At 48.7% G+C, this 24,919-nt stretch carries 24 protein-coding genes; 16 read left to right on the top strand and 8 right to left on the bottom strand.

Annotated elements, in window-relative coordinates:
- Positions 1-56 precede the first annotated feature (56 nt).
- Positions 57-566: a hypothetical protein gene (locus ACRJJO_RS00330; RefSeq protein ID WP_017841557.1), complete on the bottom strand. Its 510-nt coding sequence runs from the start codon at positions 564-566 to the stop codon at positions 57-59.
- A gap of 286 nt (positions 567-852) precedes the next feature.
- Between ACRJJO_RS00330 and ACRJJO_RS00325 the strand changes: the two genes are divergently transcribed.
- Complete coding sequence (locus ACRJJO_RS00325) at positions 853-1,458, top strand: peroxiredoxin (protein WP_014150373.1); 606 nt, start codon at positions 853-855, stop codon at positions 1,456-1,458.
- 79 nt (positions 1,459-1,537) lie between these two features.
- On the opposite strand, the gene ACRJJO_RS00320 is transcribed toward ACRJJO_RS00325, so the two are convergent.
- On the bottom strand, positions 1,538-1,834 hold the full coding sequence (locus ACRJJO_RS00320; RefSeq protein WP_404358781.1) for a hypothetical protein: 297 nt from the start codon (positions 1,832-1,834) through the stop codon (positions 1,538-1,540).
- Positions 1,835-2,101: 267 nt separating this feature from the next.
- On the opposite strand from ACRJJO_RS00320, the gene ACRJJO_RS00315 reads away from it, so the two are divergent.
- From ACRJJO_RS00315 to ACRJJO_RS00300, 4 genes are all read left to right on the top strand, one after another.
- Positions 2,102-4,243 (top strand): AsmA family protein, encoded by a 2,142-nt coding sequence (locus ACRJJO_RS00315; protein WP_431064015.1) that lies wholly within the window; start codon positions 2,102-2,104, stop codon positions 4,241-4,243.
- Positions 4,244-4,349: 106 nt separating this feature from the next.
- A complete protein-coding gene (locus tag ACRJJO_RS00310; protein ID WP_141901361.1) occupies positions 4,350-4,526 on the top strand; it encodes a rubredoxin in 177 nt (58 codons plus the stop codon).
- Between the two features lie 369 nt (positions 4,527-4,895).
- Positions 4,896-5,939: an A/G-specific adenine glycosylase gene (gene mutY, locus ACRJJO_RS00305; protein WP_431064014.1), complete on the top strand. Its 1,044-nt coding sequence runs from the start codon at positions 4,896-4,898 to the stop codon at positions 5,937-5,939.
- 2 nt (positions 5,940-5,941) lie between these two features.
- Positions 5,942-6,214: an oxidative damage protection protein gene (locus tag ACRJJO_RS00300; protein ID WP_431064013.1), complete on the top strand. Its 273-nt coding sequence runs from the start codon at positions 5,942-5,944 to the stop codon at positions 6,212-6,214.
- A gap of 617 nt (positions 6,215-6,831) precedes the next feature.
- Here the strand turns inward: ACRJJO_RS00300 and ACRJJO_RS00295 are convergent.
- The 3 genes from ACRJJO_RS00295 to trxA form a co-directional block, all read right to left on the bottom strand.
- Positions 6,832-7,422 (bottom strand): NAD(P)H-dependent oxidoreductase, encoded by a 591-nt coding sequence (locus tag ACRJJO_RS00295; RefSeq protein ID WP_431064012.1) that lies wholly within the window; start codon positions 7,420-7,422, stop codon positions 6,832-6,834.
- A 177-nt stretch (positions 7,423-7,599) separates the two neighbouring features.
- Positions 7,600-8,856, bottom strand: a complete 1,257-nt coding sequence (gene rho / locus ACRJJO_RS00290; RefSeq protein WP_125217712.1) for a transcription termination factor Rho — start codon at positions 8,854-8,856, stop codon at positions 7,600-7,602.
- 386 nt (positions 8,857-9,242) lie between these two features.
- Positions 9,243-9,569, bottom strand: coding sequence for a thioredoxin TrxA (gene trxA, locus ACRJJO_RS00285; protein ID WP_341326885.1), 327 nt, complete (start codon positions 9,567-9,569; stop codon positions 9,243-9,245).
- Positions 9,570-9,662: 93 nt separating this feature from the next.
- Here trxA and ACRJJO_RS00280 point away from each other — a divergent pair, with 93 nt between their 5' ends.
- On the top strand, positions 9,663-10,979 hold the full coding sequence (locus ACRJJO_RS00280) for a DEAD/DEAH box helicase (RefSeq protein WP_404358770.1): 1,317 nt from the start codon (positions 9,663-9,665) through the stop codon (positions 10,977-10,979).
- On the opposite strand, the gene yrfG is transcribed toward ACRJJO_RS00280, so the two are convergent.
- Positions 10,942-11,598: a GMP/IMP nucleotidase gene (gene yrfG, locus ACRJJO_RS00275; RefSeq protein ID WP_017841565.1), complete on the bottom strand. Its 657-nt coding sequence runs from the start codon at positions 11,596-11,598 to the stop codon at positions 10,942-10,944. The two genes, ACRJJO_RS00280 and yrfG, sit on opposite strands and share 38 nt — an antisense overlap.
- A gap of 65 nt (positions 11,599-11,663) precedes the next feature.
- Here yrfG and nudE point away from each other — a divergent pair, with 65 nt between their 5' ends.
- The 3 genes from nudE (at position 11,664) to dhaL (ending at position 13,849) form a co-directional block, all read left to right on the top strand.
- Entirely contained in the window at positions 11,664-12,221 is a 558-nt protein-coding gene (gene nudE, locus ACRJJO_RS00270) for an ADP compounds hydrolase NudE (protein ID WP_431064011.1), read from the top strand.
- A 511-nt stretch (positions 12,222-12,732) separates the two neighbouring features.
- Complete coding sequence (locus ACRJJO_RS00265) at positions 12,733-13,146, top strand: hypothetical protein (protein ID WP_014150362.1); 414 nt, start codon at positions 12,733-12,735, stop codon at positions 13,144-13,146.
- Positions 13,147-13,219: 73 nt separating this feature from the next.
- Positions 13,220-13,849, top strand: coding sequence for a dihydroxyacetone kinase subunit DhaL (gene dhaL / locus ACRJJO_RS00260; protein WP_431064010.1), 630 nt, complete (start codon positions 13,220-13,222; stop codon positions 13,847-13,849).
- 3 nt (positions 13,850-13,852) lie between these two features.
- Here dhaL and dhaK read toward each other — a convergent pair whose 3' ends face one another.
- Both dhaK and ACRJJO_RS00250 read right to left on the bottom strand, forming a co-directional pair.
- On the bottom strand, positions 13,853-14,842 hold the full coding sequence (gene dhaK / locus ACRJJO_RS00255; protein WP_431064009.1) for a dihydroxyacetone kinase subunit DhaK: 990 nt from the start codon (positions 14,840-14,842) through the stop codon (positions 13,853-13,855).
- A 76-nt stretch (positions 14,843-14,918) separates the two neighbouring features.
- A complete protein-coding gene (locus tag ACRJJO_RS00250; RefSeq protein WP_431064008.1) occupies positions 14,919-15,737 on the bottom strand; it encodes an HAD-IIA family hydrolase in 819 nt (272 codons plus the stop codon).
- A 564-nt stretch (positions 15,738-16,301) separates the two neighbouring features.
- On the opposite strand from ACRJJO_RS00250, the gene hxlA (ACRJJO_RS00245) reads away from it, so the two are divergent.
- The 7 genes from hxlA (ACRJJO_RS00245) to tkt (ACRJJO_RS00215) all read left to right on the top strand — a co-directional run bounded on the left by hxlA (ACRJJO_RS00245) (position 16,302) and on the right by tkt (ACRJJO_RS00215) (position 24,854).
- The gene (hxlA, locus tag ACRJJO_RS00245; RefSeq protein ID WP_404358756.1) at positions 16,302-16,949 is read left to right on the top strand and encodes a 3-hexulose-6-phosphate synthase; all 648 of its coding nucleotides are present in this window, start codon (positions 16,302-16,304) and stop codon (positions 16,947-16,949) included.
- A 3-nt stretch (positions 16,950-16,952) separates the two neighbouring features.
- Positions 16,953-17,486, top strand: a complete 534-nt coding sequence (gene hxlB / locus ACRJJO_RS00240; protein ID WP_404358754.1) for a 6-phospho-3-hexuloisomerase — start codon at positions 16,953-16,955, stop codon at positions 17,484-17,486.
- A 170-nt stretch (positions 17,487-17,656) separates the two neighbouring features.
- Entirely contained in the window at positions 17,657-19,669 is a 2,013-nt protein-coding gene (gene tkt, locus ACRJJO_RS00235) for a transketolase (RefSeq protein WP_431064006.1), read from the top strand.
- A gap of 157 nt (positions 19,670-19,826) precedes the next feature.
- Positions 19,827-21,182: a hypothetical protein gene (locus tag ACRJJO_RS00230; RefSeq protein ID WP_431064007.1), complete on the top strand. Its 1,356-nt coding sequence runs from the start codon at positions 19,827-19,829 to the stop codon at positions 21,180-21,182.
- Between the two features lie 304 nt (positions 21,183-21,486).
- Positions 21,487-22,134 carry a 3-hexulose-6-phosphate synthase gene (gene hxlA / locus ACRJJO_RS00225; RefSeq protein WP_404358756.1) on the top strand — a complete coding sequence of 216 codons (648 nt, stop codon included), beginning with the start codon at positions 21,487-21,489 and terminating at the stop codon, positions 22,132-22,134.
- 3 nt (positions 22,135-22,137) lie between these two features.
- Positions 22,138-22,671 carry a 6-phospho-3-hexuloisomerase gene (gene hxlB, locus ACRJJO_RS00220; protein ID WP_404358754.1) on the top strand — a complete coding sequence of 178 codons (534 nt, stop codon included), beginning with the start codon at positions 22,138-22,140 and terminating at the stop codon, positions 22,669-22,671.
- A gap of 170 nt (positions 22,672-22,841) precedes the next feature.
- Positions 22,842-24,854: a transketolase gene (gene tkt / locus ACRJJO_RS00215; protein WP_431064006.1), complete on the top strand. Its 2,013-nt coding sequence runs from the start codon at positions 22,842-22,844 to the stop codon at positions 24,852-24,854.
- The last annotated feature ends 65 nt before the right edge of the window (positions 24,855-24,919 follow it).

The following is a 24,919-nucleotide window of genomic DNA, read 5'->3' as shown; positions in this document are numbered from 1 at the left end:
AAAGCCACTCGATAGCAGAGCTCAAAAACTATGGGCTCTGCTACAAGGAGATTGTTTTAAACAACTCTGAGATTGGGGTCGTCGTACAATCGACGTTTTTTCCAGCCGGCAAATTGGCTATCGTCGAATTCCAGGTCATTGTCTATCGCATATTCATAGCAACTACGGAATAAGCGCGCGGTACGAAACGCGTGCAATTCATCATCGGCAGTGACTTTTTCGACATTGCCGACCTGAAAGGTTTTGTTTCTGGACTTCCCGTCCTTGACCCAAAACACCGTATAGCATAAGTAACTCTTATCCTTGCGATGGTCGTACTTGATTGTCCTAGAAACGCCGGTCAGTCCCGTAGTCGTTTTATTTTTCGGGGGCTTGAGAAAGCGCGTCTTACTCCCTTTCAAAGCCACCAACATTTGATCGCGCCAAGCGATAGCGGCTTTTAAGGATTTATTTTTGTTTCCCCAAAGCTTATGAGAAAAATAACGACTGGTTTCCTTGCCTCGCCGAACGATTCGGACCTGGTACCCGAATACATCGGGTTCTGTGATTTGTTTATGTTTTACCATAGCATTTGAACCTACTAACGGTTTTCACCATTTGTTGAACAGAGAATATTTGCCGCTAATACATCGAGGTTATTCCGCGTGAAGCAGAAAAATATTACAAATTTATGAAAGCCTACTAATGTAAGCCTATGCTTACAAATTATCCTCATTCCCAAAATAAAAGCAAGTTAAAAGTTAGGTAATTGTGACAATTCCCTAGTATTTTGATGTAGAATGCGGCTATGCCACCTCTTGGTGGTTGTCCTCAACTCATAACCTTCTATTTTTAAACACTTGGAGACATTCGATGAGCGTATTAGTAGGTAAACAAGCCCCCGACTTTACTGTTCCTGCCGTATTGGGCAATGGCGAAATAGTCGATGCTTTTAATTTTTCCGAAGCGACAAAAGGAAAATATGCGGTAGTCTTCTTTTACCCGCTGGACTTTACCTTTGTTTGCCCTAGCGAATTGATCGCTCTCGATCATCGCATTGACGAGTTCAAAAGCCGTGGCGTCGAAGTGATTGCCGTTTCAATCGATTCCCACTTTACACATAATGCATGGCGTAATACACCGGTCAACAAAGGCGGTATCGGCCCGGTCCGTTATACAATGGCGGCTGATATTTCACACGGTATCTGTAAAGATTACGATGTTGAAGCTGCAGCACCGGCCGTTGCTTATCGCGGAACTTTCTTGATCGACAAGGACGGCGTGGTTCGTCATCAAGTCGTTAATGATCTGCCTCTGGGCCGTAACATGGATGAATTGATTCGTATGATCGACGCCCTGCAATTCTTTGAGGAAAATGGCGAAGTCTGCCCAGCGGGCTGGAACAAAGGCGATTCGGGTATGAATGCAAGCCCTGAAGGCGTTGCGGATTATCTGGAGAAAAATGCCGACAAGCTCTAATCGAATGATTCGATAGGCTTAAAAAAAAGGCGCATTGCCAAACGGCAATGCGCCTTTTTTTATTTTAATAATCCGCAATTTACTGATTGTTTTGTTTCGATTCGGCCGCATCGACCAGATATTTCTTTCGAATGAACAGTGTGGCAAGTATCGCAAGTAATGCAGGTGTTAAAATGATCACGAACTTCAAGATACCCGAATTTCCTGCAAGCGTATCCAAATGTAAACTTTTAATCGTTAATTTGGCGATCCACCAAGTCAACCAGTAGCCGACCAAACCGGTTACCGCCCAGTTCATCGGGTTTTCACCTAACTTTTTCGCAGTTTGGTAAAACCATACCAGCATAACGATTCCGGCAATTTGAGCAAACAACATTGAGTTACCCTCCCTCTTTTTTTATTAAATCGTGTGCCTGAATGAAATCCCTTTGAGGGATTCATGATGACACGGCGTTTATTTTAATAATGCAATCGATCCATCACGATCTGATTTCGTTAACCCATTCGGAACTTAGGCATCCGGCGGCCTTGCGCAATATTTCGATTGATTTAAGCCGCATAAGCGCTTAACGTAACGAATGGGCTATCATAATAATTCAAATTGAATCGCTAATCACATCTTTATTCACAAAGGAGACTGGCTGTGTTAAAAACCCTGAAAATAGTTTTATCGGTTTTTGCGGCTATTATTTTGCTCATTGTGATTGCAGCAGCGGCTTTGCCGTTATTGTTCAGTCCTAATGATTTCAAGCCGCAAATTGCTTCGGCGGTTAAAGACAAAACCGGCCGTGATTTGACTATCGGGGGCGATATCGAATTATCGATCTTTCCATGGATTGGCGTTACTGCCGAAAAACTGTCTTTAAGCAATGCCGAGGGTTTTCAAGAAATTCCGTTCGCTGAAATCGAAAACGCGCAAATCAGAGCCAAATTACTGCCCTTATTTTCGAAAAAGTTTGAAGTGGATCGCGTCGTCTTGAAAGGCTTGATGTTAAATCTAGAAAAAAACGATGCTGGCGTAAACAATTGGGATGACTTAAAGCGAACAAAACCCGAGGCGCATACCGCAGCAACATCGACCGAGTGGGAAGATGCCGATACTGCCGACACAGACAAAGACGCCGAAGAGTTTAAGACGGTGGTTGGCCTAGCGGTTGCAGGTGTTTCGCTTGAAAACGCCCAGTTGAATTGGCACGACAGGCAAAACGATAAGCGCTTTTCGATCAAGGAATTGAATCTTGTTTCGGGCGACCTGGCTTTTGGCAAGCCCATCGATTTTAAACTTGGATTTATATTGGATCAGCCTGAACAAGAAAGAACCAGTCATTACCAATTGTCCTCTGCCGTGTCGCTTAGCGAAAATTTTGATCATTTTGAAGTGACCCGATTCGATTTATCTACCGAGATTCGGGGAAAAGACATTCCGGGCGGTTCCTTGTCGGCAAAAATGGCGGCTCTAGCCGAGCTGAACTTAAATGCACAAACGCTGGAATTAACCAAGTTCGATGTCGAATCCGGACAATTACATGCGACAGCAACGCTAACCGGCACGAATATCGTCGACGCACCCGTTTTCGAGGGCCCGGTGAGTATTGCACGCTTTAATCCATCGGCATGGTTAAAGCACGCCGGCATCGACCCTCCTATTATGCGTGATGCGCAAGCATTGACGTCATTTGGCGCGGATTTCAGATTACAGTTATCTTCCGAGGCGGCGGATATACAAAGCATTAGCATTCAACTCGACGATAGCGCGATTAAAGGTAACGTTCGCGTCGATAATTTCGACGATCCGGCAATCTCATTCAACTTAAATGTCGATAGCTTAAATGCCGATCGATATTTAGCGCCTGAAGACGAATCGGATAAGACAGCGCAACCGATTGCAGGACCTGCGGCGGCGGCCGCTGCAGGCGCTTCGATGATTCCGGTTGAAACCTTGAGAGATTTGAATATCAACGGTTTGTTATCGATCGGCCGGCTCACGATTAGTAATCTATTACTGCACGGAGTCGATCTCAAGTTGGCTGCCAAAGACGGTAAGGTCAATACTGAACAAGGTGTAAAAGCATTTTATCAAGGCTCTTATGAGGGCGCGATGAATCTGGATGTGACCGGCGTGTTGCCGCAATGGAGGCTCAACGAAAAATTCAGCGGGATACAAATTGAACCCTTGTTGAACGATTATGCCGGCAGTGCGAAAATTGCCGGTACATTAACCGCATCGACTAAATTACAAGCAAGCGGCAATGATAGCAAAGCGCTTAAATCTTCGTTGAACGGTCAGGTTGATTTTTTTTTCAAGGACAGCATTATTCGCGGTTTTAATCTGCAACAAATGATCGACGATGCTAAATCGTTGTTAAAAGGCGCGCCGGTTCTCCGAGACAATCCGAAAGATCAAACCGCTTTTTCCGAAATCAAGGGTAGTGCGCGAATTGTCAATGGGCTTATTAGCAATAACGATCTTATTGCTACGGCTTCCAAGATCGAAGCCACCGGGAAAGGTACCGCTGATTTGAAATCCGAACGGGTCGATTATCAGGTCAATGCGAAACTGGTACGTAGCAAAGTGGCTGAAAGTACGTTCGACAAAATCAAGGAATTGCCAATCGTCATTAACATCACCGGTAATTTCAAAGATCCGCAATATAAACTCGATATTGCATCCATGCTCAAAGACCAGCAACTTGAAAAGCTCGAGCGCAAAAAAGACAAGTTACTGGACAAACTCGACAAAAAAGTCGGTCCCGGCGTCTCTGATATATTGAAAAGGTTTTTTTGACGGCGTGTAGGGCAATGCCGAAGGTTGAGCCTTGAAAGGTATAATGCGTTAAATCCATAATCATTGGGTTCATTGAACCCGACCATTGCTAAAGGAGGCAGTCAAGATGTCCGAATATAGAAAATACCACTGTATGGAATGCGAGCACATTTACGACGAAGCAAAAGGCGATCCTGACAGCGGCATCGCGCCCGGTACGCGTTGGGAAGATATTCCCGACGACTGGGTCTGCCCTATTTGCGGGGCACCGAAAAGTTTTTTCAAGTTGTTGGTTCTGCCTTAAATAACGCAAGAGCCGGCTTCACGGTGGCCTGTTCGGTAAGTAATCGGGCCGATTTTTTTGGCTATGTTCGCGTTAATAGTTGAACAAATGAATACTACGCTAATGTCGAAACTTGAAAATTGTAGGGTACGCTGCGCTTACCACAGCAGTCCCGCCCGCCGTTTAAAGTGCCCTCATGTGATGTCTGGCATCGACATTTGGTACGCATAGCGTACCCTACGATCTACTTTGAATTTTTAAGTACTCCCGGAAGTGGTGGGTGTTTTCAACTCTTAACCGAATACAGAGCCTTTGTTTTCCGGGGTGATGAAAATATCGTCATGATCGTTAGGTCATTTCATGACTATTCCTTGATAATTTTTGATTCCAATGACTCCAAGCGAATTTCAAGACCGGCTATTGGTGTGGTTCGATAAGCACGGACGCCATGACTTGCCTTGGCAAAATCCGGCGTCACCTTACAAAGTTTGGGTTTCCGAAGTCATGTTGCAGCAAACGCAAGTGGCAACCGTAATTCCTTATTTCAATGCATTTATCACTCGCTTTCCCGATATTCAATCTCTCGCAGAGGCTTCGGTTGATACGGTTTTGCAGTATTGGGCGGGTCTTGGTTATTATGCTAGGGGCCGCAACTTGCACAAATGCGCGCAAATCATTGCGGAGCGCGGTTCGTTTCCTGATAGCTTGGACGAACTGCTCGATTTGCCCGGAATAGGACGCTCGACTGCCGGCGCGATATTGAGCATCGCGTTCAAGAAAAGCCATCCGATACTGGATGGGAATGTCAAAAGAGTGCTGACCCGCTTCGCCGGGATTAGCGAATGGCCCGGCTCGACAGAAACCAGTAAGACGCTCTGGAAACTGAGCGCGTTGTATACGCCGGTCCATCGTGTCGAAGACTATACTCAGGCGATTATGGATCTAGGCGCCACGATTTGTACCCGGGGCAAGCCTAATTGTACTGTTTGTCCGCTCGTTTCGGCTTGCAAGGCTCTTATAGAAAATAAAACGGCGACTATACCGGCTCCGAAAACTGCGCGTAAGCAACCGGTAAAGCAGGTTTATTTTTTATGTTTGATCGCAAACGAGAACAGTATTTTGCTGGAGCAAAGACCGAGTGCCGGAATCTGGGGAGGCTTATGGAGTCTCCCAGAATTCGATACGGTAGAATCGGCACGCTCGTGGTGTATGATTCGTCATATCGACATCATTAATGAATACACGCTACCTGAAGTGCGTCATACTTTTTCGCATTATCATTTGGATTTTACGCCTCTGCACTTCCAAACCAATAACCCTAATGATTTTGTGATGGAAGCAAACCGTATGCTCTGGTATAAACCTGAGCAATTTTCTTCACTTGCTTTGGCTGCGCCGATCAAGCGGCTGTTGCAACAAATTTATAAGGACTGACTATGACCAGAATCGTTCGCTGTGCAAAATTAGGTATCGACGCCGAAGGCCTTGATGCGCCTCCGTTTCCGGGGCCTAAAGGACAGCAAATATTCGATACGATTTCAAAACAAGCTTGGCAGGATTGGCTTAGTTTGCAAACCATGCTGATCAATGAGCATCGTTTGGCCAGTTTCGATCCTAAAGCTAAAAAATTTCTTGAGGAAGAACGGAATAAATTTTTATTCGGCGGCGGGGCTGAAATGCCCGAAGGATACGTGCCCCCAACAAAATAAAGCGAAAGCTTATATGTGTTGCAGTCCGTTGGTGTCTCGCAAAGCTGAAGCCAAAAGGGCTGCATCACATTTTGCCAAACCTGAGTTCGGTTTAGGAAACAGCCAATAGTAGGCATCTCTTCCAGAAGAAGCCGTGAATGCATCCGTGTAGGCTTGAGCACTGCATCCATGCCGCACACACTTCTTCCAGAGCTACCTGATACTGTCTTATTACTGTGTGCCGTATGATTTTTTGAGGTTGCCTATTGGCTGAAGCTCCAAAATGCCGATGTAAATAAGGAATATGCACAAAATAACTTATACAAGTAGTAGGCTTTGTGGCGGTTTGGTGACTCGCTTGACAGGACGCCGTGAACCCAGCACCTAAATTATCCAAGATGATTAACCATGGCCAATAGGCTATGGAATTTAGGTGCTGGGTGAATACGTCCGTGTAGGCTTGACGGCGGAATCTGATTGCCATGGATGGCATGAATGCAGATTTTGCAGGAGCAAAAATCTGCCCTGCCGCCGACACCTGTCAATCGAGCCAACAACCCCCCTTCCAACAGTTGTCTAAGTTATTTCATGCTCGTTCCTAAGTCCGTTAAATCGGCGAGATTAAACGGATTCCACCTTCATCGACCTTCCTGTCCCAGCTTTTCGAGTCGGCGCAACCACTTTCGCCTTTTATCGTGACCGATGGCTTCTACCATGCCGATCAGCGTGTCTTTGGTTGGACCGATACCGCAGAAACCCAGTATATTTCTCTCCAGACTTTTCAAGCTATGAGCTAAATAAATGAAGCGGTATACGAAAGCCGGCATGCCCATGGTCACGACTATTCGCGCGCTTCTTCCTGATAGACATTTTTTCCATGGCTTACCTTCTGCAGATTTGGCTGCGGCGAATCCGGGTCTGAATACTTGTTCGAGAAACGCTTTCAGATAGGCGGGCATGCTGCCGAGCCATAATGGGTAGATGATGACGAGATGATCCGCCCATTGAATGATGTCCTGGGCTTGTCGAATCGATTCGCTTATGGCCCCTTGTTCGAATTCATGTTGTGTACGGAGAATCGGAAATTCGATTCGGGCAATGTCGATCATTTTGATTTGATGCCCTTCCGAACGGGCTCCGTCGGCATAGGCTTTAGCAAGGGCTCGGCAAAATCGTTGCTCGTCCGAATCGGGATGTCCTTGAATGATCGCAATGCATTTTGCCGTCATAACGTATTTCCAAATTAATCGGATTTCGACCGCACTTCTAAGCTATGGGGTCTCGTCGATTGATAAAACAAAGGGCCTGTTCGACTTGATAATGTGAGGGTTAAATAGGAGCCAATCCATCAAGTGGTGCCGCGATCCGCCAAAAACGTGTTATTTGCGTGCTATTGCACTTAAAAATTAACGCTTCATCGAATCGAAAAATTCTGAATTAGTCTTGAAGTCCTTGAGCTTGCCTAATAAGAACTCGGAAGCCGCCATTTCATCCATAGGTTGTAGGATTTTCCGCAATATCCAAGTCTTTTGCAGCTCTTCAGAGTCGACCAGGTATTCTTCACGACGAGTTCCGGAGCGATTGATATTGATCGCCGGATAAATCCGTTTTTCAGCCAATTTGCGGTCTAGGTGCAATTCCATGTTGCCGGTGCCTTTGAATTCTTCGTAAATCACGTCATCCATTCTCGAACCGGTATCGATCAATGCAGTTGCAATGATCGTGAGGCTTCCCCCTTCCTCGATATTTCTTGCGGCACCAAAGAAGCGCTTTGGTTTTTCCAAGGCATTTGCGTCGACACCGCCGGTTAATACCTTACCGGAAGAAGGTACTACGGTATTATATGCGCGAGCTAATCGAGTAATCGAATCTAACAGGATGACTACATCGTGTTTATGCTCGACTAGTCTTCGCGCTTTTTCGATTACCATATCGGCCACTTGCACATGCCTCGTTGCGGGTTCGTCGAAGGTGCTGGAAATAACCTCGCCGCGTACGCAACGTTCCATTTCGGTTACCTCTTCAGGGCGCTCGTCGATCAATAACACGATCAAATAACATTCGGGGTTTTTTTCGGCGATGGAATGGGCCAAGCTTTGCATGATCATCGTTTTACCGGCTTTCGGCGGTGAAACGATCAAGCCGCGTTGTCCTTTGCCGATCGGTGCTATTAGATCGATAATGCGGCCCGTTAAGTCCTCGCTGGTGCCGTTGCCCTTTTCTAATGTGAAGCGTACGTTCGGAAACAGGGGGGTGAGGTTGGTAAAGAGAATCTTGTTTTTGGTATTTTCGGGCGCTTCGAAGTTAATGTTTTGAACTTTGAGCATCGCGAAGTAACGTTCCGATTCCTTCGGTGGACGAATTTTGCCGCTGACCGTGTCGCCGGTGCGTAGGTTAAAGCGTCTTATTTGGCTGGGTGAAACGTAAATATCGTCGGGGCCGGCTAAATAAGAGCAGCCGGGTGTGCGAAGAAAGCCGAAACCGTCTTGTAAAATTTCCAATACACCATCGCCGTAAATGTCCTCGCCGCTTTTGGCTTGTTTTTTTAAAATGGCGAAGATGAGATCTTGTTTGCGCGTTCTGGCGACATTTTCGAGCCCCAATGACTCCGCAATATCAATAAGTTCGCTGACTTGTTTTAGTTTTAACTCGGTTAGATTCATAGATTAACGGGAACTCGAAGGAATGATAAGCACGGCGAACGGCCGTAAAACAAAGGAATGGTAAAATTTTTGGATTTTACCCATAGACGGGTAAGGAAGATGCCGAAAAAAGCAGCGCGATTATATATCAAAATAGTCGGGGTCGTCCAAATAAATTACGACAACCCCGAGTTCGCTGGAATATTAATGAACGGGTATAAAACTAAATTAGACAACTGACGCAGGATTTTTGTTCGTATTCAAGGCGCGTAAACAGGCGTTAATCTATGTAACTGTTTGCGCAAAGCTTCCGCTTCTGCTGACGCTCTTTGTCTATATCCATGTAGCTGACGCAGAAGACGGACAAAAAGACCTGTCGGTTGAATTACTTAATAAAATTCACGTTCCTAAATATTGTTATCGATGAAATCGGCTAGTTGCGATTTAGTCAAGGCGCCAACTTTAGTCGCCTCCACTTCGCCGTCTTTAAACAGCATTAGAGTCGGTATGCCGCGAACGCCGTAATGCTGTGGCGTTTGCGGGTTTTCATCGATATTGAGTTTGACGACAGTCAAGCGACCGGCATATTCCTTGGCGATTTCATCTAGAACCGGTGCGATCATCCGGCAAGGTCCGCACCATTCAGCCCAATAGTCAACTAGCACAGGACCGCCTGCTTTTAGTACGGTTTCGTTAAATTCACCATCAGTTACATGAAGGACTGACTCACTCACGCTATTCTCCAAAATTGCTAAAATTGTGACTATAGGAGTGCCGGCGTTATTTTGTCAATCACTTTCAGCTTTTTTAAGTTATGCTATAGGGCTATGAATACAACGCATCTTACTCAAACCCGATTCAGCAATTTGGAGCTATCCGATTCGATATTGCGCGGACTGACCGAGGCCGGCTTTACGCATTGTACTCCAATTCAGGATCGTTCGTTGCCTTTGTCATTAAGAGACAAGGATATCGCCGGGCAAGCTCAAACCGGGACCGGCAAAACAGCAACCTTTTTACTGGCTACTTTTCAGCGCTTAATCAACGACGAAAGCGAAAAGATCAAAAATCCCAGGGCGGTTATTTTAGCGCCAACCCGGGAGCTTGCTATTCAGATTCATAAAGATGCCTTATTGTTGGGCAAATATTTAAATCTTAAGCTAGCGCTGATATACGGCGGCACCGATTATAAAAAACAAATGGACACGATCAAGTCCAATGTCGATATTGTCATCGGCACACCGGGCCGTATTATCGACTTTTATCGACAAGGAACTTTTACGTTGGATAACGTGCAAGTAATGGTGCTCGATGAAGCCGATCGGATGTTCGATTTAGGGTTCATCAAGGATATTCGATTTCTGTTAAGAAGGATGCCGCCGGCCGATAAGCGATTGAATATGCTGTTTTCGGCAACTTTATCTTACAAAGTGACTGAGTTGGCTTATGAGCATATGAATCAACCGGTACTCATCAAAATCGAAACGGAAGAAGTTACTTCCAAGGCCATTCGGCAAAGTGCGTTTTGTCCGTCCAACGAACAGAAAATTCCGCTATTGTTGGGTGTACTGAAAAAATATGAGCCGCAACGCAGCATTATTTTCGTCAACACCAAGCGTTGTGCCGAACGGCTTAACGACTATCTGAATGTCAATGGTTTCGTCACCGCTGTTTTGAGCGGCGATGTCCCTCAGGAAAAACGTCAGCGGCTATTGACCGATTTCCAGGAAAACAAAATTAGGCTCATGATCGCGACCGATGTCGCGGCGCGCGGGTTGCATATTGCCGACGTGTCGCATGTGATCAATTACGACCTGCCTCAGGAAGTCGAGGATTATGTCCATCGAATCGGCAGAACCGCACGTTTCGGTGCCAGCGGCGAAGCGATCAGTTTTATTTGCGAGGAATACGCCTATTCGATGCCGGACATCGAAACGTATATCGGTCAAAAAGTGCCGATTCAACCGATAACGGCCGATTTGCTGCCTGAAGTCGTTAAGCCTGAGCGTAAACCTCGGGCGGAGAATGCCACTCGTCATGGCCAAGGCAAGCGTTCGGAAAAACCGAAAAAAAAGCCGGCGCGGCGAAGTAAGTCTGCTCAAGCCGCTACAAACCCTGCATCAGCTCCCGAAAGTCCTCAATAGCCGGAAACTCGTCTATCAGTCTTTTCGAACGAGTGCTGTCCGGTTTACTAACCGATATCAAATAATTGATGCCGTATTGCCTGGCTGAATTCAAGACTGCCAGGCTGTCATCGACCAATAGCGTACGTTGCTTGTCGAACGATTGATGGTTTTCCAGTAAACGCCAGAATCCCGGCTGTTCCTTCGGAAAGCCGAAATCATGCGAGCAGATAATAGCGTCGAAAAACGGCTGCAAACAGGTTTTTTCCATTTTCAGGTCCAAACTGCTCCTGTGCGCGTTGGTCACCAAAAAAAGATTTTTCGATGATTGCCTAACTTTTTCGAGAAATTCGGTGACATGCGGCAAGACCGCGATCAATCCCGCTATTTCGGCTTTGAGGCCGGCAATATCCAATTCCAAGACTTCGCTCCAATAATCCAGGCAATACCATTCCAACTTGCCTTCCATGCTTTTGAAGCGGGGTTCCAATTGATATTTGGCCGTTTCAACAGAGATGCCGGTTTTTTCGGCGAATTTCAACGGCACGAATTCCAGCCAGAAATGATTGTCGAAATTCAAATCCAACAACGTGCCGTCCATGTCCAGTAAGACAGTATCAATTTTTTTCCAATCGATCATTTTTTTCAATTAATCAAAAGAAGTGGGTTATATTTATCAATCATCAGTTAAAAATATAGCCAATAATGCGCGAAAAACCGACACTTCTCAATAAAACCGTGATCGCCGAAAGCCGGTTATTCCGTATCGAATCGCTCGACATCGAGTTTAGCAATGGCGAACAACGTAATTTCGAACGCCTGGCCCGAGGAAGGCCTGGAGGTGCGGTGTTAATTGTACCGCTTTTGGATAACGAAACGGTGTTATTGGTTCGGGAATATGCTGCCGGCGTTCATCGTTATGAGTTGGGTTTGCCTAAAGGTAAAACCGACTCCGGAGAAACCTTTATCGAGGCCGCAAACCGTGAGCTCAAGGAGGAAGTCGGTTTTGGGGCTAGAACCCTCTATCATTTGAGTTCGTTTTCAATCGCGCCCGCTTATCTCGAGCACATGACCGAGATTATTATTGCCACGGATCTTTATGAGGAAAAATTGCAGGGCGACGAACCCGAGGAGCTCGAAGTCGTGCCCTGGAAAATTGACGATATTGGAGGATTGATTGCAACCGGCGAGTGTACCGAAGCCCGGTCGATTGCGGCGTTGTTTATGACATTGAATCATCTTAAAAGGGTTCGTAATAGATAAGTAAGGAATGTGCACAAAATAATTGCTACAAGTATTAGGCTTTGCGGCGGTTCGGTGACTCGCTTGACAGGACGCCGTGAACCCAGCACCTAAATTATGCGAGATAGTTATCATAGCCAAAGGGCTATGGAATTTATGTGCTGGGTGAATCCATCCCTGTAGGCTTGACGGCGGAATCTGATTGCCATGGATGGCATGAATGCAGATTTTGCAGGAGCAAAAATCTGCCCTGCCGCCGACACCTGTCAATCGAGCCCCCGAACCCCCCTTCTAACAGTTGTCGAAGTTATTTCATGCTCGTTCCTAACCAAGCTTTTTGACTTGCATGACACTGCGGCGCCGAATTTTGATTAGCAAAAGATATCAATGCAAGCTTATTGAAAGCTACTGTTGATATAGTCAATTACAAAAGGAATTTCCCAAGTTTATCAATCATCCTATTCTGTCTGGTCGCAAGGCTTCTAGACGGTTTTGGCCGAAGTCTATTACGTTGAATCAGGAGAAAATCGATATGAAAGCATTCAGCACAATCAACTTGTTGATCTTTTTTTCTATAATGTTGTTGAGCGTTAAAATGCCGTTGGAATTGATCCATGCGGTCGTATGGGTCGTTAAACACATCTATGTTTTCATAGAATTTATGTTGGATGAAATCATTTCATTGACATTTGATACCGATCCAAGAACCACCGAGATTATCGTGTTTTATTTGATGTTGGGCATTGGTGCAATCATGGCTGTGGTCATTTTTAACTATATCGTCGATTTGTGGCGCCAGGCCAAAGAAACCGTTCCTGCTTGGTGCTTCGAACAAAAAGCTCAATTGCAAAATACTTGGCAAACATCACCCATGATTAAAAAATCGAAAGTGGTATGCAGTATCGCTTTGGGCGGTTCATTTGCGGTAATGTTGACATTGGGCTGATTAAACGGCACTGGACAGATCGGCTTGTTGAAGGCTATGCTCGAGCCTTCAACACTGTGTCAAGGAGTTTGCCATGTCCTTATTTCCTAAATTATTCCCGGCAATGATCGATGCCGTGGATGCCACCATCAAGCAAAACTCAGAATCAGTCACCGAATTGGATCAAGCAATTGGCGACGGCGATCATGTCACGAATTTACAGCGCGGTATTAAGGCTTTAAAAGCAAAAGGCGAGGAAATATCGGCGCTCGATTGGGCCGATGCCTTGCAGAGCATCGGCATGGTATCGATGTCGGCGATTGGAGGTGCGTCGGGGTCTCTTTATGGAACGCTATTCATCGCAATGAGCAAAGCGGCCAAGGGGCAAGAGTTGAGTGTATCGACTTTCGCCGAAGCTTTCGCGCAAGGTGTCGAAGCGGTTAAGCGGAGAGGCAAGGCTGATGCCGGCGAGAAAACGATGCTCGATGTTTATATACCGGTAGCCGATTACCTGAAACAAGCGGAAGCCAATTCGACCCCATTGCCGGAAATTTTAGAGCAGGTTTGCGATACCGCTAATCAGGGTATGGAGGCGACTCGCGATATGGTGGCGACCAAGGGCCGAGCATCGTTTTTAGGCGAACGCACGCGAGGGCATATCGACGCCGGAGCGAAAACTGCGGAACTGATGATTTGTGCGATAGCATCGGTGCTAGCCAAATAAAGGTTACATGCCCCAGCGTAATGCCGCGGTATGGACAGGCGCATCCCACAGCTTCAATAACTCTTCATCAAGCAAGGTTAAGGTGATGGAGCAGCCGGCCATGTCGAGTGAAGTCGTATAGTTGCCGACCAGTGAGCGGCGGATATCCACACCGCGTTTTTGCCAAAACTGGGCTGCTAGGTTGTAAATCAAATGTAATTCGATGAGCGGTGTTGCTCCAAAGCCGTTGATATGCAAGAGTACCGGTTGATTTTTTTTGGGTTTCAGCTCCTCTTCAATCGCTGTCGAGAGCTGTTCGACGATCTCCGTGGCGGATTTGATCGGAATCGTTTCGTGCCCTCTTTCGCCGTGAATACCGACGCCCATTTCAATTTCATCATCGTTGATAGTAAAAGTCGGTTTACCAAGTGCCGGCACGGTGCAGCTCGTCATTGCCACACCCATCGACGCGGTTGCTTCGTTCACTCTTTCACCCAAGGCTTTACAGGCGGCTAAGTCTTTACCGTTTTCGGCAGACGCGCCGACAATTTTTTCGACAATCAGTGTTCCGGCGACGCCCCGTCGTCCGGTGCTGTGATTTTTCGGCAGGGAAACGTCATCATTCACCAACACAGTCGCATTCGAGCAATCGATCATTTCGGCGGCCATCTCGAAATTCATAACATCGCCCGCATAGTTTTTAACAATAAATAATACACCGCCTCCGTTTTCGACCGCTTGCGCCGCTGCCATCATTTGATCCGGTGTCGGCGAAGTGAATATTTGCCCGGGACAAGCCGCATCGAGCATGCCATGACCGACAAAGCCCGAATGCAAAGGTTCGTGACCGGAGCCGCCGCCGGAGATGAGTGCGACTTTACCGGATTGTGTCGGTGCCAATCGGCTGATGAAATGGGGTTCTTTATTAAAACGGACGATATCAGCATGAGCCATGGCAAAGCCGGACAAGCTTTCGTCGAGCAGAGTATCGACGCTATTGATAAATTTTTTCATGTTCGGAACTCCTATGTGATGATATTAAGGGTAGACCTTGTCAGGCTGCCTGGCAAATCGGTTGTCGATCGGATGATCAAGTTATTTGCAAGGCCTGGGTAATCGCCCGAATATCCTGCATGACCCAAGTAGGCTGGAAATCGGAAACTTTTAAATCTTCTTCGGAAGACACGCCGGTCAAAACCATTAAACTGCGGATATCGGCTCTTACGGCACCGAGAATATCGGTATCGAGCCGGTCGCCTATTGCAATGGTTTTGTTTGTATCGGTGCCAAGCAAGGCCATGGCTTGTCGGTACATGATCGGCTCGGGTTTGCCGATAGTAATCGGCTTAACTCCGGTGGCGGCTTGTAAGGCTGCTAAAATGGCGCCATTGCCGATCGTCATACCCTGTTCGGTCGGTAATGAAGTATCGGCATTGGTGCCGATGAATTTCGCGCCGGCATGGAGTGTGTAAGTAGCGGTGGCCAATTTTTGCCAGGTGAGTGTTCGATCCAGCCCGCAGACCACGATGTCGGCGTTTGTTTGAGTATTAACCGGATCGAAAGTGTCGGTTAAAGTGAATCCCTGTTCGAGAAGCGGTGCGCGCGCCCCTTCTTCCCCAATTACGAAAACGCGACTGGTGGTCGGGTCTACCTCACGCGATAAATAGGAGGCGGTAGCCATTGCCGATGTCAGTATTTGATCGGCGTTTATGAATACCCCCATTCCGGCTAATTTAATGACATATTGTTCGGCAGTGAGTGTTGCGTTGTTAGTCGCTAAAATGAAGCGTAAATGTTTGGCGCGCAATGTCTCAAAAAAATCAATAAGCCCCGGAAGCGGTTGGGAGCCATGCCATAAAACGCCATCCATATCAATGATCAGCGCCTGAATATCGGAAAAAGGTATCATAAGTTAGTTGTTTTTAGGGTTGATGAATAGAAAAGAAGGAGGCCAATCCTTCGAAAAAGCTCATAACTCCCGGAAGTTATTTATCGCGAAATCGTAAGGTACATTGAGGCATTAGCAAAGAGCAAGTTTGATTCAAGTAATTGTTTCGTGCATAACTTTTAGCATCCGCTAGTCGTGTTGAGTAGGCGATCTTTGACTCTAGTAATTCCCAGTTTGATTATTTATCGACGGATTTAGGTTGAGAAGTATGCCTGTCGAGAAACGCCGTGTACCCATCCATGGGGGCCTGGCGGCTGTGCTCCCTGCTGCCGACATCCTCGCCAAGCACACTTCTCACCCTTGTTGATTTCCAAACTGGGAATTGCTGCTTTGACTTCGCGAAATTGACAATAGCTCGCATTCTGGTTAGAGTTCCCCGTTCAGGGTAAAAAATAGACTCGATTAAAATCGATTTAGGCACCAATTTTCCGCTTTATTAAAGGGAATTATGGTGGTTTAGGGCCTGATCGTTAATTATGATTTTTTCATTAAACAACAATAAACCGTAACTATCGGAGAAGAAACATGGCAAGACCATTAATACAAATGGCGTTGGACTCATTGGATTTCGATCAAACCGTTGCGCTTGCCGAGCAAGTGGCACCGTATGTAGATATTTTTGAGATTGGCACCCCATGCATCAAATACAACGGGGTTGGCTTAGTGAAAGAACTGAGACAGCGTTTCCCAGACCAACTGTTGTTGGTTGACCTGAAAACGATGGATGCCGGCGAATACGAAGCGGCGCCATTCTACGCAGCGGGCGCGGACATCTGCACCGTGTTGGGCGTATCGGGTCTGGCCACTATCGGTGGTGTGATCAAAGCGGCACGCGCGCACAATGCCGAAGTGCAAGTCGACCTGATCAACGTGCCTGACAAAGTTGAATGCGCACGCGAATCTGCGAAACTGGGCGCACAAATCGTCGGTGTACACACGGGCTTGGACGCACAAGCAGCGGGCCAAACGCCATTTGCCGACCTGCAAGCGATTGCCGATCTGGGCCTGAACGTACGCGTATCGGTAGCCGGCGGTATCAAACAAGCGACCGTGCAACAAGTGGTTGCCAGCGGCGCGAGCATCATCGTGGTCGGTGCGGCGATTTATGGCGCGCCATCCCCGGCGGAAGCGGCACGCGAAATCCGCCAACTGGTTGATGCAGCGAGTGCATAAGTCATGCATCAGCAACTGATCATTGACAAAATATCCGGCATTCTGGCGGCGACCGACGACAGCTATGATCAAAAACTGACTACCCTACTCGACCAAGCGAAACGCGTGTTCGTATCGGGCGCGGGTCGGTCGGGCTTGATCGGTCGGTTTTTTGCGATGCGCTTGATGCATAGCGGCTACGATGTCAGCGTGGTTGGCGAAATCGTCACGCCGAGTATCAAGGCGGGGGACCTGCTGGTCATTATTTCAGGCTCTGGCGAAACCGAACAATTGATCGCGTTCACCAAGAAAGCGAAAGAAATCGGCGCTAAAATCCTGTTGATCTCGGCGAAAAGCGATTCGACGATAGGCGACCTTGCGGATGCGGTGTTCCAAGTTGGGACATCGGAGCTGTATGGCAAAGTGAAAGGCATGCCGATGGGCACCGTGTTCGAACTATCAACGCTGTTCTTCCTGGAAGCGATCATCTCACATATCATTCATGAGAAAGGCATACCGGAAGAAGAAATGAGATCGCGGCACGCGAACCTGGAATGATCCGAGGCGGAGCGATCCGCGCTGGAACAAACCGAAAGCCGAACCGAACGAGTGGCGACCTGTCACTCGTTCCAACCGAATTCCAACACAACAAAAGAAGTGACCGAGCCGCAAGGCTTTACCGAAACGAGTCACCGTTGTAACTTACCGAATTGACAAAGGAGAAGAATATGCCTTCGCGCCGAGACTTAGCGAACGCCATACGCGCTTTGAGCATGGATGCCGTCCAAAAAGCCAACTCCGGACACCCGGGCGCACCGATGGGGATGGCGGATATCGCCGAGGTGTTATGGAACGACTTTCTGCAGCATAACCCGACTAACCCGAACTGGGCCAATCGAGACCGTTTTGTACTATCCAACGGACACGGCTCGATGCTGCTGTACTCGTTACTGCATCTGACAGGTTACCAGCTGCCGATCGACGAACTGAAACAATTCCGTCAACTGCATTCAAAAACCCCGGGTCATCCGGAATACGGCTATGCGCCGGGCGTCGAAACGACGACCGGACCATTAGGTCAAGGCGTCACCAATGCCGTGGGCTTTGCGATAGCCGAACGCGCACTAGCGGGTCAATTTAACCGTCCTGGGCACGAAATCGTCGACCATTACACCTACGCCTTCCTGGGCGACGGCTGTTTAATGGAAGGCATCTCGCATGAAGCCTGCTCATTGGCCGGCTCAATGAAACTGGGCAAACTGATTGCCGTCTACGACGACAACAACATCTCGATCGACGGCGAAGTCCGCGGTCACGGTGACACGCCGGGCTGGTTCCTGGACGACACGCCGAAACGCTTCGAAGCTTACGGTTGGCACGTCATCCCGAAAGTAGACGGTCATAATCCGGAAGCCGTGAAAAAAGCCTTGGAAGAAGCGCGTAGCGTCACCGACCGGCCGACATTGATTTGCTGCCAAACCATCATTGGCTGGGGCTCGCCGAACAAAGAAGGCAAAGAAGAATGTCATGGAGCGGCATTAGGCGAAGCCGAAATCATGGCAACTCGCGAACGCATCGGTTGGCCGCATGCACCTTTCGAAATCCCGGCGGACATTTACGCGGGTTGGGATGCGAAAGACAAAGGCGCGCGTCAAGAAGCGGACTGGAACGACAAATTCGCGAAATACCAAGCCGCGCATCCAGAACTGGCGGCCGAATTCGAACGTCGCATGAACGGACAACTACCGAGCGACTGGTCGGAAAAAGCGAACGCCTTCATTGCCGCGGTCGACGCGAAAGGCGAAACCATCGCTAGCCGCAAAGCCTCGCAAAACACCCTGAACGGATTTGGACCGTTACTGCCCGAACTGATGGGCGGCTCGGCGGACTTGGCAGGCTCCAACTTGACCCTGTGGTCGGGTTGCAAAGACGTCAACGCCCCTGGACATGACGGCAACTACGTCTACTACGGCGTCCGTGAATTCGGCATGTCGGCGATCATGAACGGCATCACCCTGCATGGCGGCTTCAAGCCGTACGGCGCGACCTTCCTGATGTTCTCCGAATATGCGCGGAATGCCTTGCGGATGGCGTCGTTGATGAAAATCCCGACCATCTTCGTATACACGCACGACTCGATCGGACTCGGCGAAGACGGCCCGACCCACCAACCGATCGAACAAACCGCGACCTTGCGGATGATTCCGAACATGCAAGTTTGGCGTCCGTGCGATGCCGTGGAATCGGCGGTGTCGTGGAAAGCGGCGATTGAACGAAACGATGGACCGAGCTGTCTGATTTTCTCACGGCAAAATCTAGCGCACATTGCGCGGACGTCGGCACAAATCGAAGCTATCGGTAAAGGCGGCTACATCCTGAAAGACAGCGAAGGTCAGCCGGACGTGATCCTGATTGCGACGGGCTCGGAAGTTGAATTGGCGGTGAAAGCGGCGGACGAGTTGAGCGGCAAAGGCAAAAAAGTACGTGTCGTCTCGATGCCGTCGACCAACGTATTTGATGCGCAAGACGAAGCCTACCGTGAATCGGTGCTGCCGTCATCGGTGACAAAACGCGTCGTAATTGAAGCGGGCGTGACCGACAGCTGGTGGAAATACGCGGGCACACAAGGTTGCGTCATCGGAATGGATCGTTTCGGCGAATCGGCACCGGCCGGCGCGCTATTCAAAGAGTTCGGCTTCACCGTTGACAATGTCGTCAAACACGTCGAAGCTCTGCTATGATCCATCCCTAGCTAGTATCTGCAGAGTCTGGATAACAAAATGGTTTGCGGCGCTATGAGTTTATTTAATCTCTCGGTAGCCGCGAACCTATTAGGTTTCGTCGGCGGGTTTTGCTGTACAGCTTCTTAAAAACAACGTATTGATGTGGTGTCCACAAATGAAAAATAATAATTGGCTAAATAGTTTATTAGGGATACTGCCGACCTCTTCTTCCGACGACTCGGTCGAGCTGAGTAGCGATGTTGTAGTGTCTGACAGAAATTCCGAAGGGCCGACTGGAGTAGAGCGATATTTGAATAAAATTACTCCGGAAAAAACGGTTTCTGTAACGGGTGTTGCAAAATATCTTGAAAAGCTTGATGTAAAACCGGAAGTTGATAAACCTCAAGAAATTGTTGTCGAGAAAATAGACCCAGAGACATTGCCGGAAGAAATCGAATCCGGAGTATCTCGATATTTAACGAAAATGAATGAACGTGCCAAGGTTGAGCCGGCAGTTACCGGCGTGGCTAAGTATCAAATGAGGCATGAGATACTGGATAAACCCCGGGAAGTTGTAACAGGGGTGGCAAAATACCTAACTAAACAAGGGTTTGAAGAAAAAAAGGTGCCGGTTAGAACCGGCGTCGAAAAATATGTCGCTAAGCAAGGTTTTATGGAAAATGCAGAGGCGCCTGCAACAGGAGTCGCCAAATATTTATTGCGCCAGCAAGTTGAAGCAAGTCACTTGCCGAAAACAACTAAAGTTTCTAAATATATGACGCAGCAAGAACAAGCTGCTCGTCAAATACCGGCACTGACCAGTGTAGCAAAATACCTCACCAAGCAAGTAGAGTTGGCAAAAAAATCCGCGCAGTTAACAGGCGTTGAAAAGTTCATTGATGAACAGAACAAAGCAGAGAAAAAACTGGAAGCGGAAAAAATTGTCGCAAGATATATTGAAGAAGCTCGATTAGCAGCGGAAAAAAAAGCAGCTGAATCTACTGCGACTGGAACGGCAGAGGAGTCGATTGAAAGTAAATTAGCGGCTATCAGAGAAATGGACGGAACTGGTGTAGATAAATACGTCGCTAGACGGAGTATTTTAATTAGCCTGCAACCGCCGGTTACCGGCGTGGCAAAATATGCCGCTAAAAAATTAGCCAAGGAACATGGTGAGCCGGTTAAAACCGGTGTTGCCAGATATCTCTTAAAACAATATTTGGCTTCGTTGAATGCGCCTAAAGTGACCAAGGTTGAAAAATATATAACAAAAAGAGAGTTGGCAGCATTGAAAGCGCCGGCGACGACCAGCGTAGATAAATATCTTGCTAAATCTTTGTTATCTCGTAAAGAAACGTTAAAAGTTTCCGGTGTGTCCAAATATGTGAAAAAACACGCCTTAATTGATAATAAAGTCCGTAACATAACCGGTGTTGCAAGATATATGATCAAGCAAATCGTAACGCCAACCGTCGCCGAGCCCGCCATCGAGCTAACCGGCGTCGAAAAATATTTAAGGAATGCCGGTTAATATTTCTAAAAATGCATTGATTTCAACCGTATACGGGTGGTCGGGTTAGTTCGAAAGAGCATGGTCCGGCCCTCGAGGCCGAATAATCGGCTAAACTTCTTCTCTAGCCGCAAGCCAAATCTTGCGAACCCTAACAGCGATAAATGGAATTGGCTCGTTCCAAGCATTTAAGCGCTGCTTCTCGCTTTTTCGGCCCAAAGTCTCTAAAAGGTATTGGGCATTGACATTTCAGTCCTTTCTACTTTACAGTTACCTCCGCATAACGAATATGTAACAAAAAATAATAACCTATCGGAGAAGAAACATGGCAAGACCATTAATACAAATGGCGTTGGACTCATTGGATTTCGATCAAACCGTTGCGCTTGCCGAGCAAGTGGCACCGTATGTAGATATTTTTGAGATTGGCACCCCATGCATCAAATACAACGGGGTTGGCTTAGTGAAAGAACTGAGACAGCGTTTCCCAGACCAACTGTTGTTGGTTGACCTGAAAACGATGGATGCCGGCGAATACGAAGCGGCGCCATTCTACGCAGCGGGCGCGGACATCTGCACCGTGTTGGGCGTATCGGGTCTGGCCACTATCGGTGGTGTGATCAAAGCGGCACGCGCGCACAATGCCGAAGTGCAAGTCGACCTGATCAACGTGCCTGACAAAGTTGAATGCGCACGCGAATCTGCGAAACTGGGCGCACAAATCGTCGGTGTACACACGGGCTTGGACGCACAAGCAGCGGGCCAAACGCCATTTGCCGACCTGCAAGCGATTGCCGATCTGGGCCTGAACGTACGCGTATCGGTAGCCGGCGGTATCAAACAAGCGACCGTGCAACAAGTGGTTGCCAGCGGCGCGAGCATCATCGTGGTCGGTGCGGCGATTTATGGCGCGCCATCCCCGGCGGAAGCGGCACGCGAAATCCGCCAACTGGTTGATGCAGCGAGTGCATAAGTCATGCATCAGCAACTGATCATTGACAAAATATCCGGCATTCTGGCGGCGACCGACGACAGCTATGATCAAAAACTGACTACCCTACTCGACCAAGCGAAACGCGTGTTCGTATCGGGCGCGGGTCGGTCGGGCTTGATCGGTCGGTTTTTTGCGATGCGCTTGATGCATAGCGGCTACGATGTCAGCGTGGTTGGCGAAATCGTCACGCCGAGTATCAAGGCGGGGGACCTGCTGGTCATTATTTCAGGCTCTGGCGAAACCGAACAATTGATCGCGTTCACCAAGAAAGCGAAAGAAATCGGCGCTAAAATCCTGTTGATCTCGGCGAAAAGCGATTCGACGATAGGCGACCTTGCGGATGCGGTGTTCCAAGTTGGGACATCGGAGCTGTATGGCAAAGTGAAAGGCATGCCGATGGGCACCGTGTTCGAACTATCAACGCTGTTCTTCCTGGAAGCGATCATCTCACATATCATTCATGAGAAAGGCATACCGGAAGAAGAAATGAGATCGCGGCACGCGAACCTGGAATGATCCGAGGCGGAGCGATCCGCGCTGGAACAAACCGAAAGCCGAACCGAACGAGTGGCGACCTGTCACTCGTTCCAACCGAATTCCAACACAACAAAAGAAGTGACCGAGCCGCAAGGCTTTACCGAAACGAGTCACCGTTGTAACTTACCGAATTGACAAAGGAGAAGAATATGCCTTCGCGCCGAGACTTAGCGAACGCCATACGCGCTTTGAGCATGGATGCCGTCCAAAAAGCCAACTCCGGACACCCGGGCGCACCGATGGGGATGGCGGATATCGCCGAGGTGTTATGGAACGACTTTCTGCAGCATAACCCGACTAACCCGAACTGGGCCAATCGAGACCGTTTTGTACTATCCAACGGACACGGCTCGATGCTGCTGTACTCGTTACTGCATCTGACAGGTTACCAGCTGCCGATCGACGAACTGAAACAATTCCGTCAACTGCATTCAAAAACCCCGGGTCATCCGGAATACGGCTATGCGCCGGGCGTCGAAACGACGACCGGACCATTAGGTCAAGGCGTCACCAATGCCGTGGGCTTTGCGATAGCCGAACGCGCACTAGCGGGTCAATTTAACCGTCCTGGGCACGAAATCGTCGACCATTACACCTACGCCTTCCTGGGCGACGGCTGTTTAATGGAAGGCATCTCGCATGAAGCCTGCTCATTGGCCGGCTCAATGAAACTGGGCAAACTGATTGCCGTCTACGACGACAACAACATCTCGATCGACGGCGAAGTCCGCGGTCACGGTGACACGCCGGGCTGGTTCCTGGACGACACGCCGAAACGCTTCGAAGCTTACGGTTGGCACGTCATCCCGAAAGTAGACGGTCATAATCCGGAAGCCGTGAAAAAAGCCTTGGAAGAAGCGCGTAGCGTCACCGACCGGCCGACATTGATTTGCTGCCAAACCATCATTGGCTGGGGCTCGCCGAACAAAGAAGGCAAAGAAGAATGTCATGGAGCGGCATTAGGCGAAGCCGAAATCATGGCAACTCGCGAACGCATCGGTTGGCCGCATGCACCTTTCGAAATCCCGGCGGACATTTACGCGGGTTGGGATGCGAAAGACAAAGGCGCGCGTCAAGAAGCGGACTGGAACGACAAATTCGCGAAATACCAAGCCGCGCATCCAGAACTGGCGGCCGAATTCGAACGTCGCATGAACGGACAACTACCGAGCGACTGGTCGGAAAAAGCGAACGCCTTCATTGCCGCGGTCGACGCGAAAGGCGAAACCATCGCTAGCCGCAAAGCCTCGCAAAACACCCTGAACGGATTTGGACCGTTACTGCCCGAACTGATGGGCGGCTCGGCGGACTTGGCAGGCTCCAACTTGACCCTGTGGTCGGGTTGCAAAGACGTCAACGCCCCTGGACATGACGGCAACTACGTCTACTACGGCGTCCGTGAATTCGGCATGTCGGCGATCATGAACGGCATCACCCTGCATGGCGGCTTCAAGCCGTACGGCGCGACCTTCCTGATGTTCTCCGAATATGCGCGGAATGCCTTGCGGATGGCGTCGTTGATGAAAATCCCGACCATCTTCGTATACACGCACGACTCGATCGGACTCGGCGAAGACGGCCCGACCCACCAACCGATCGAACAAACCGCGACCTTGCGGATGATTCCGAACATGCAAGTTTGGCGTCCGTGCGATGCCGTGGAATCGGCGGTGTCGTGGAAAGCGGCGATTGAACGAAACGATGGACCGAGCTGTCTGATTTTCTCACGGCAAAATCTAGCGCACATTGCGCGGACGTCGGCACAAATCGAAGCTATCGGTAAAGGCGGCTACATCCTGAAAGACAGCGAAGGTCAGCCGGACGTGATCCTGATTGCGACGGGCTCGGAAGTTGAATTGGCGGTGAAAGCGGCGGACGAGTTGAGCGGCAAAGGCAAAAAAGTACGTGTCGTCTCGATGCCGTCGACCAACGTATTTGATGCGCAAGACGAAGCCTACCGTGAATCGGTGCTGCCGTCATCGGTGACAAAACGCGTCGTAATTGAAGCGGGCGTGACCGACAGCTGGTGGAAATACGCGGGCACACAAGGTTGCGTCATCGGAATGGATCGTTTCGGCGAATCGGCACCGGCCGGCGCGCTATTCAAAGAGTTCGGCTTCACCGTTGACAATGTCGTCAAACACGTCGAAGCTCTGCTTTAATTATTAACTTTAACAATTAACATACACAGAGCGAAAAGTCATTCGGAAATGCGTTAGTATCGAAT

This window comes from Methylotuvimicrobium sp. (genome assembly GCF_050611805.1).
GTDB lineage: Bacteria > Pseudomonadota > Gammaproteobacteria > Methylococcales > Methylomonadaceae > Methylotuvimicrobium.
The sequence above is the reverse complement of the archived record's forward strand: the minus strand, read 5'-3'. Positions and strand labels throughout refer to the sequence as shown.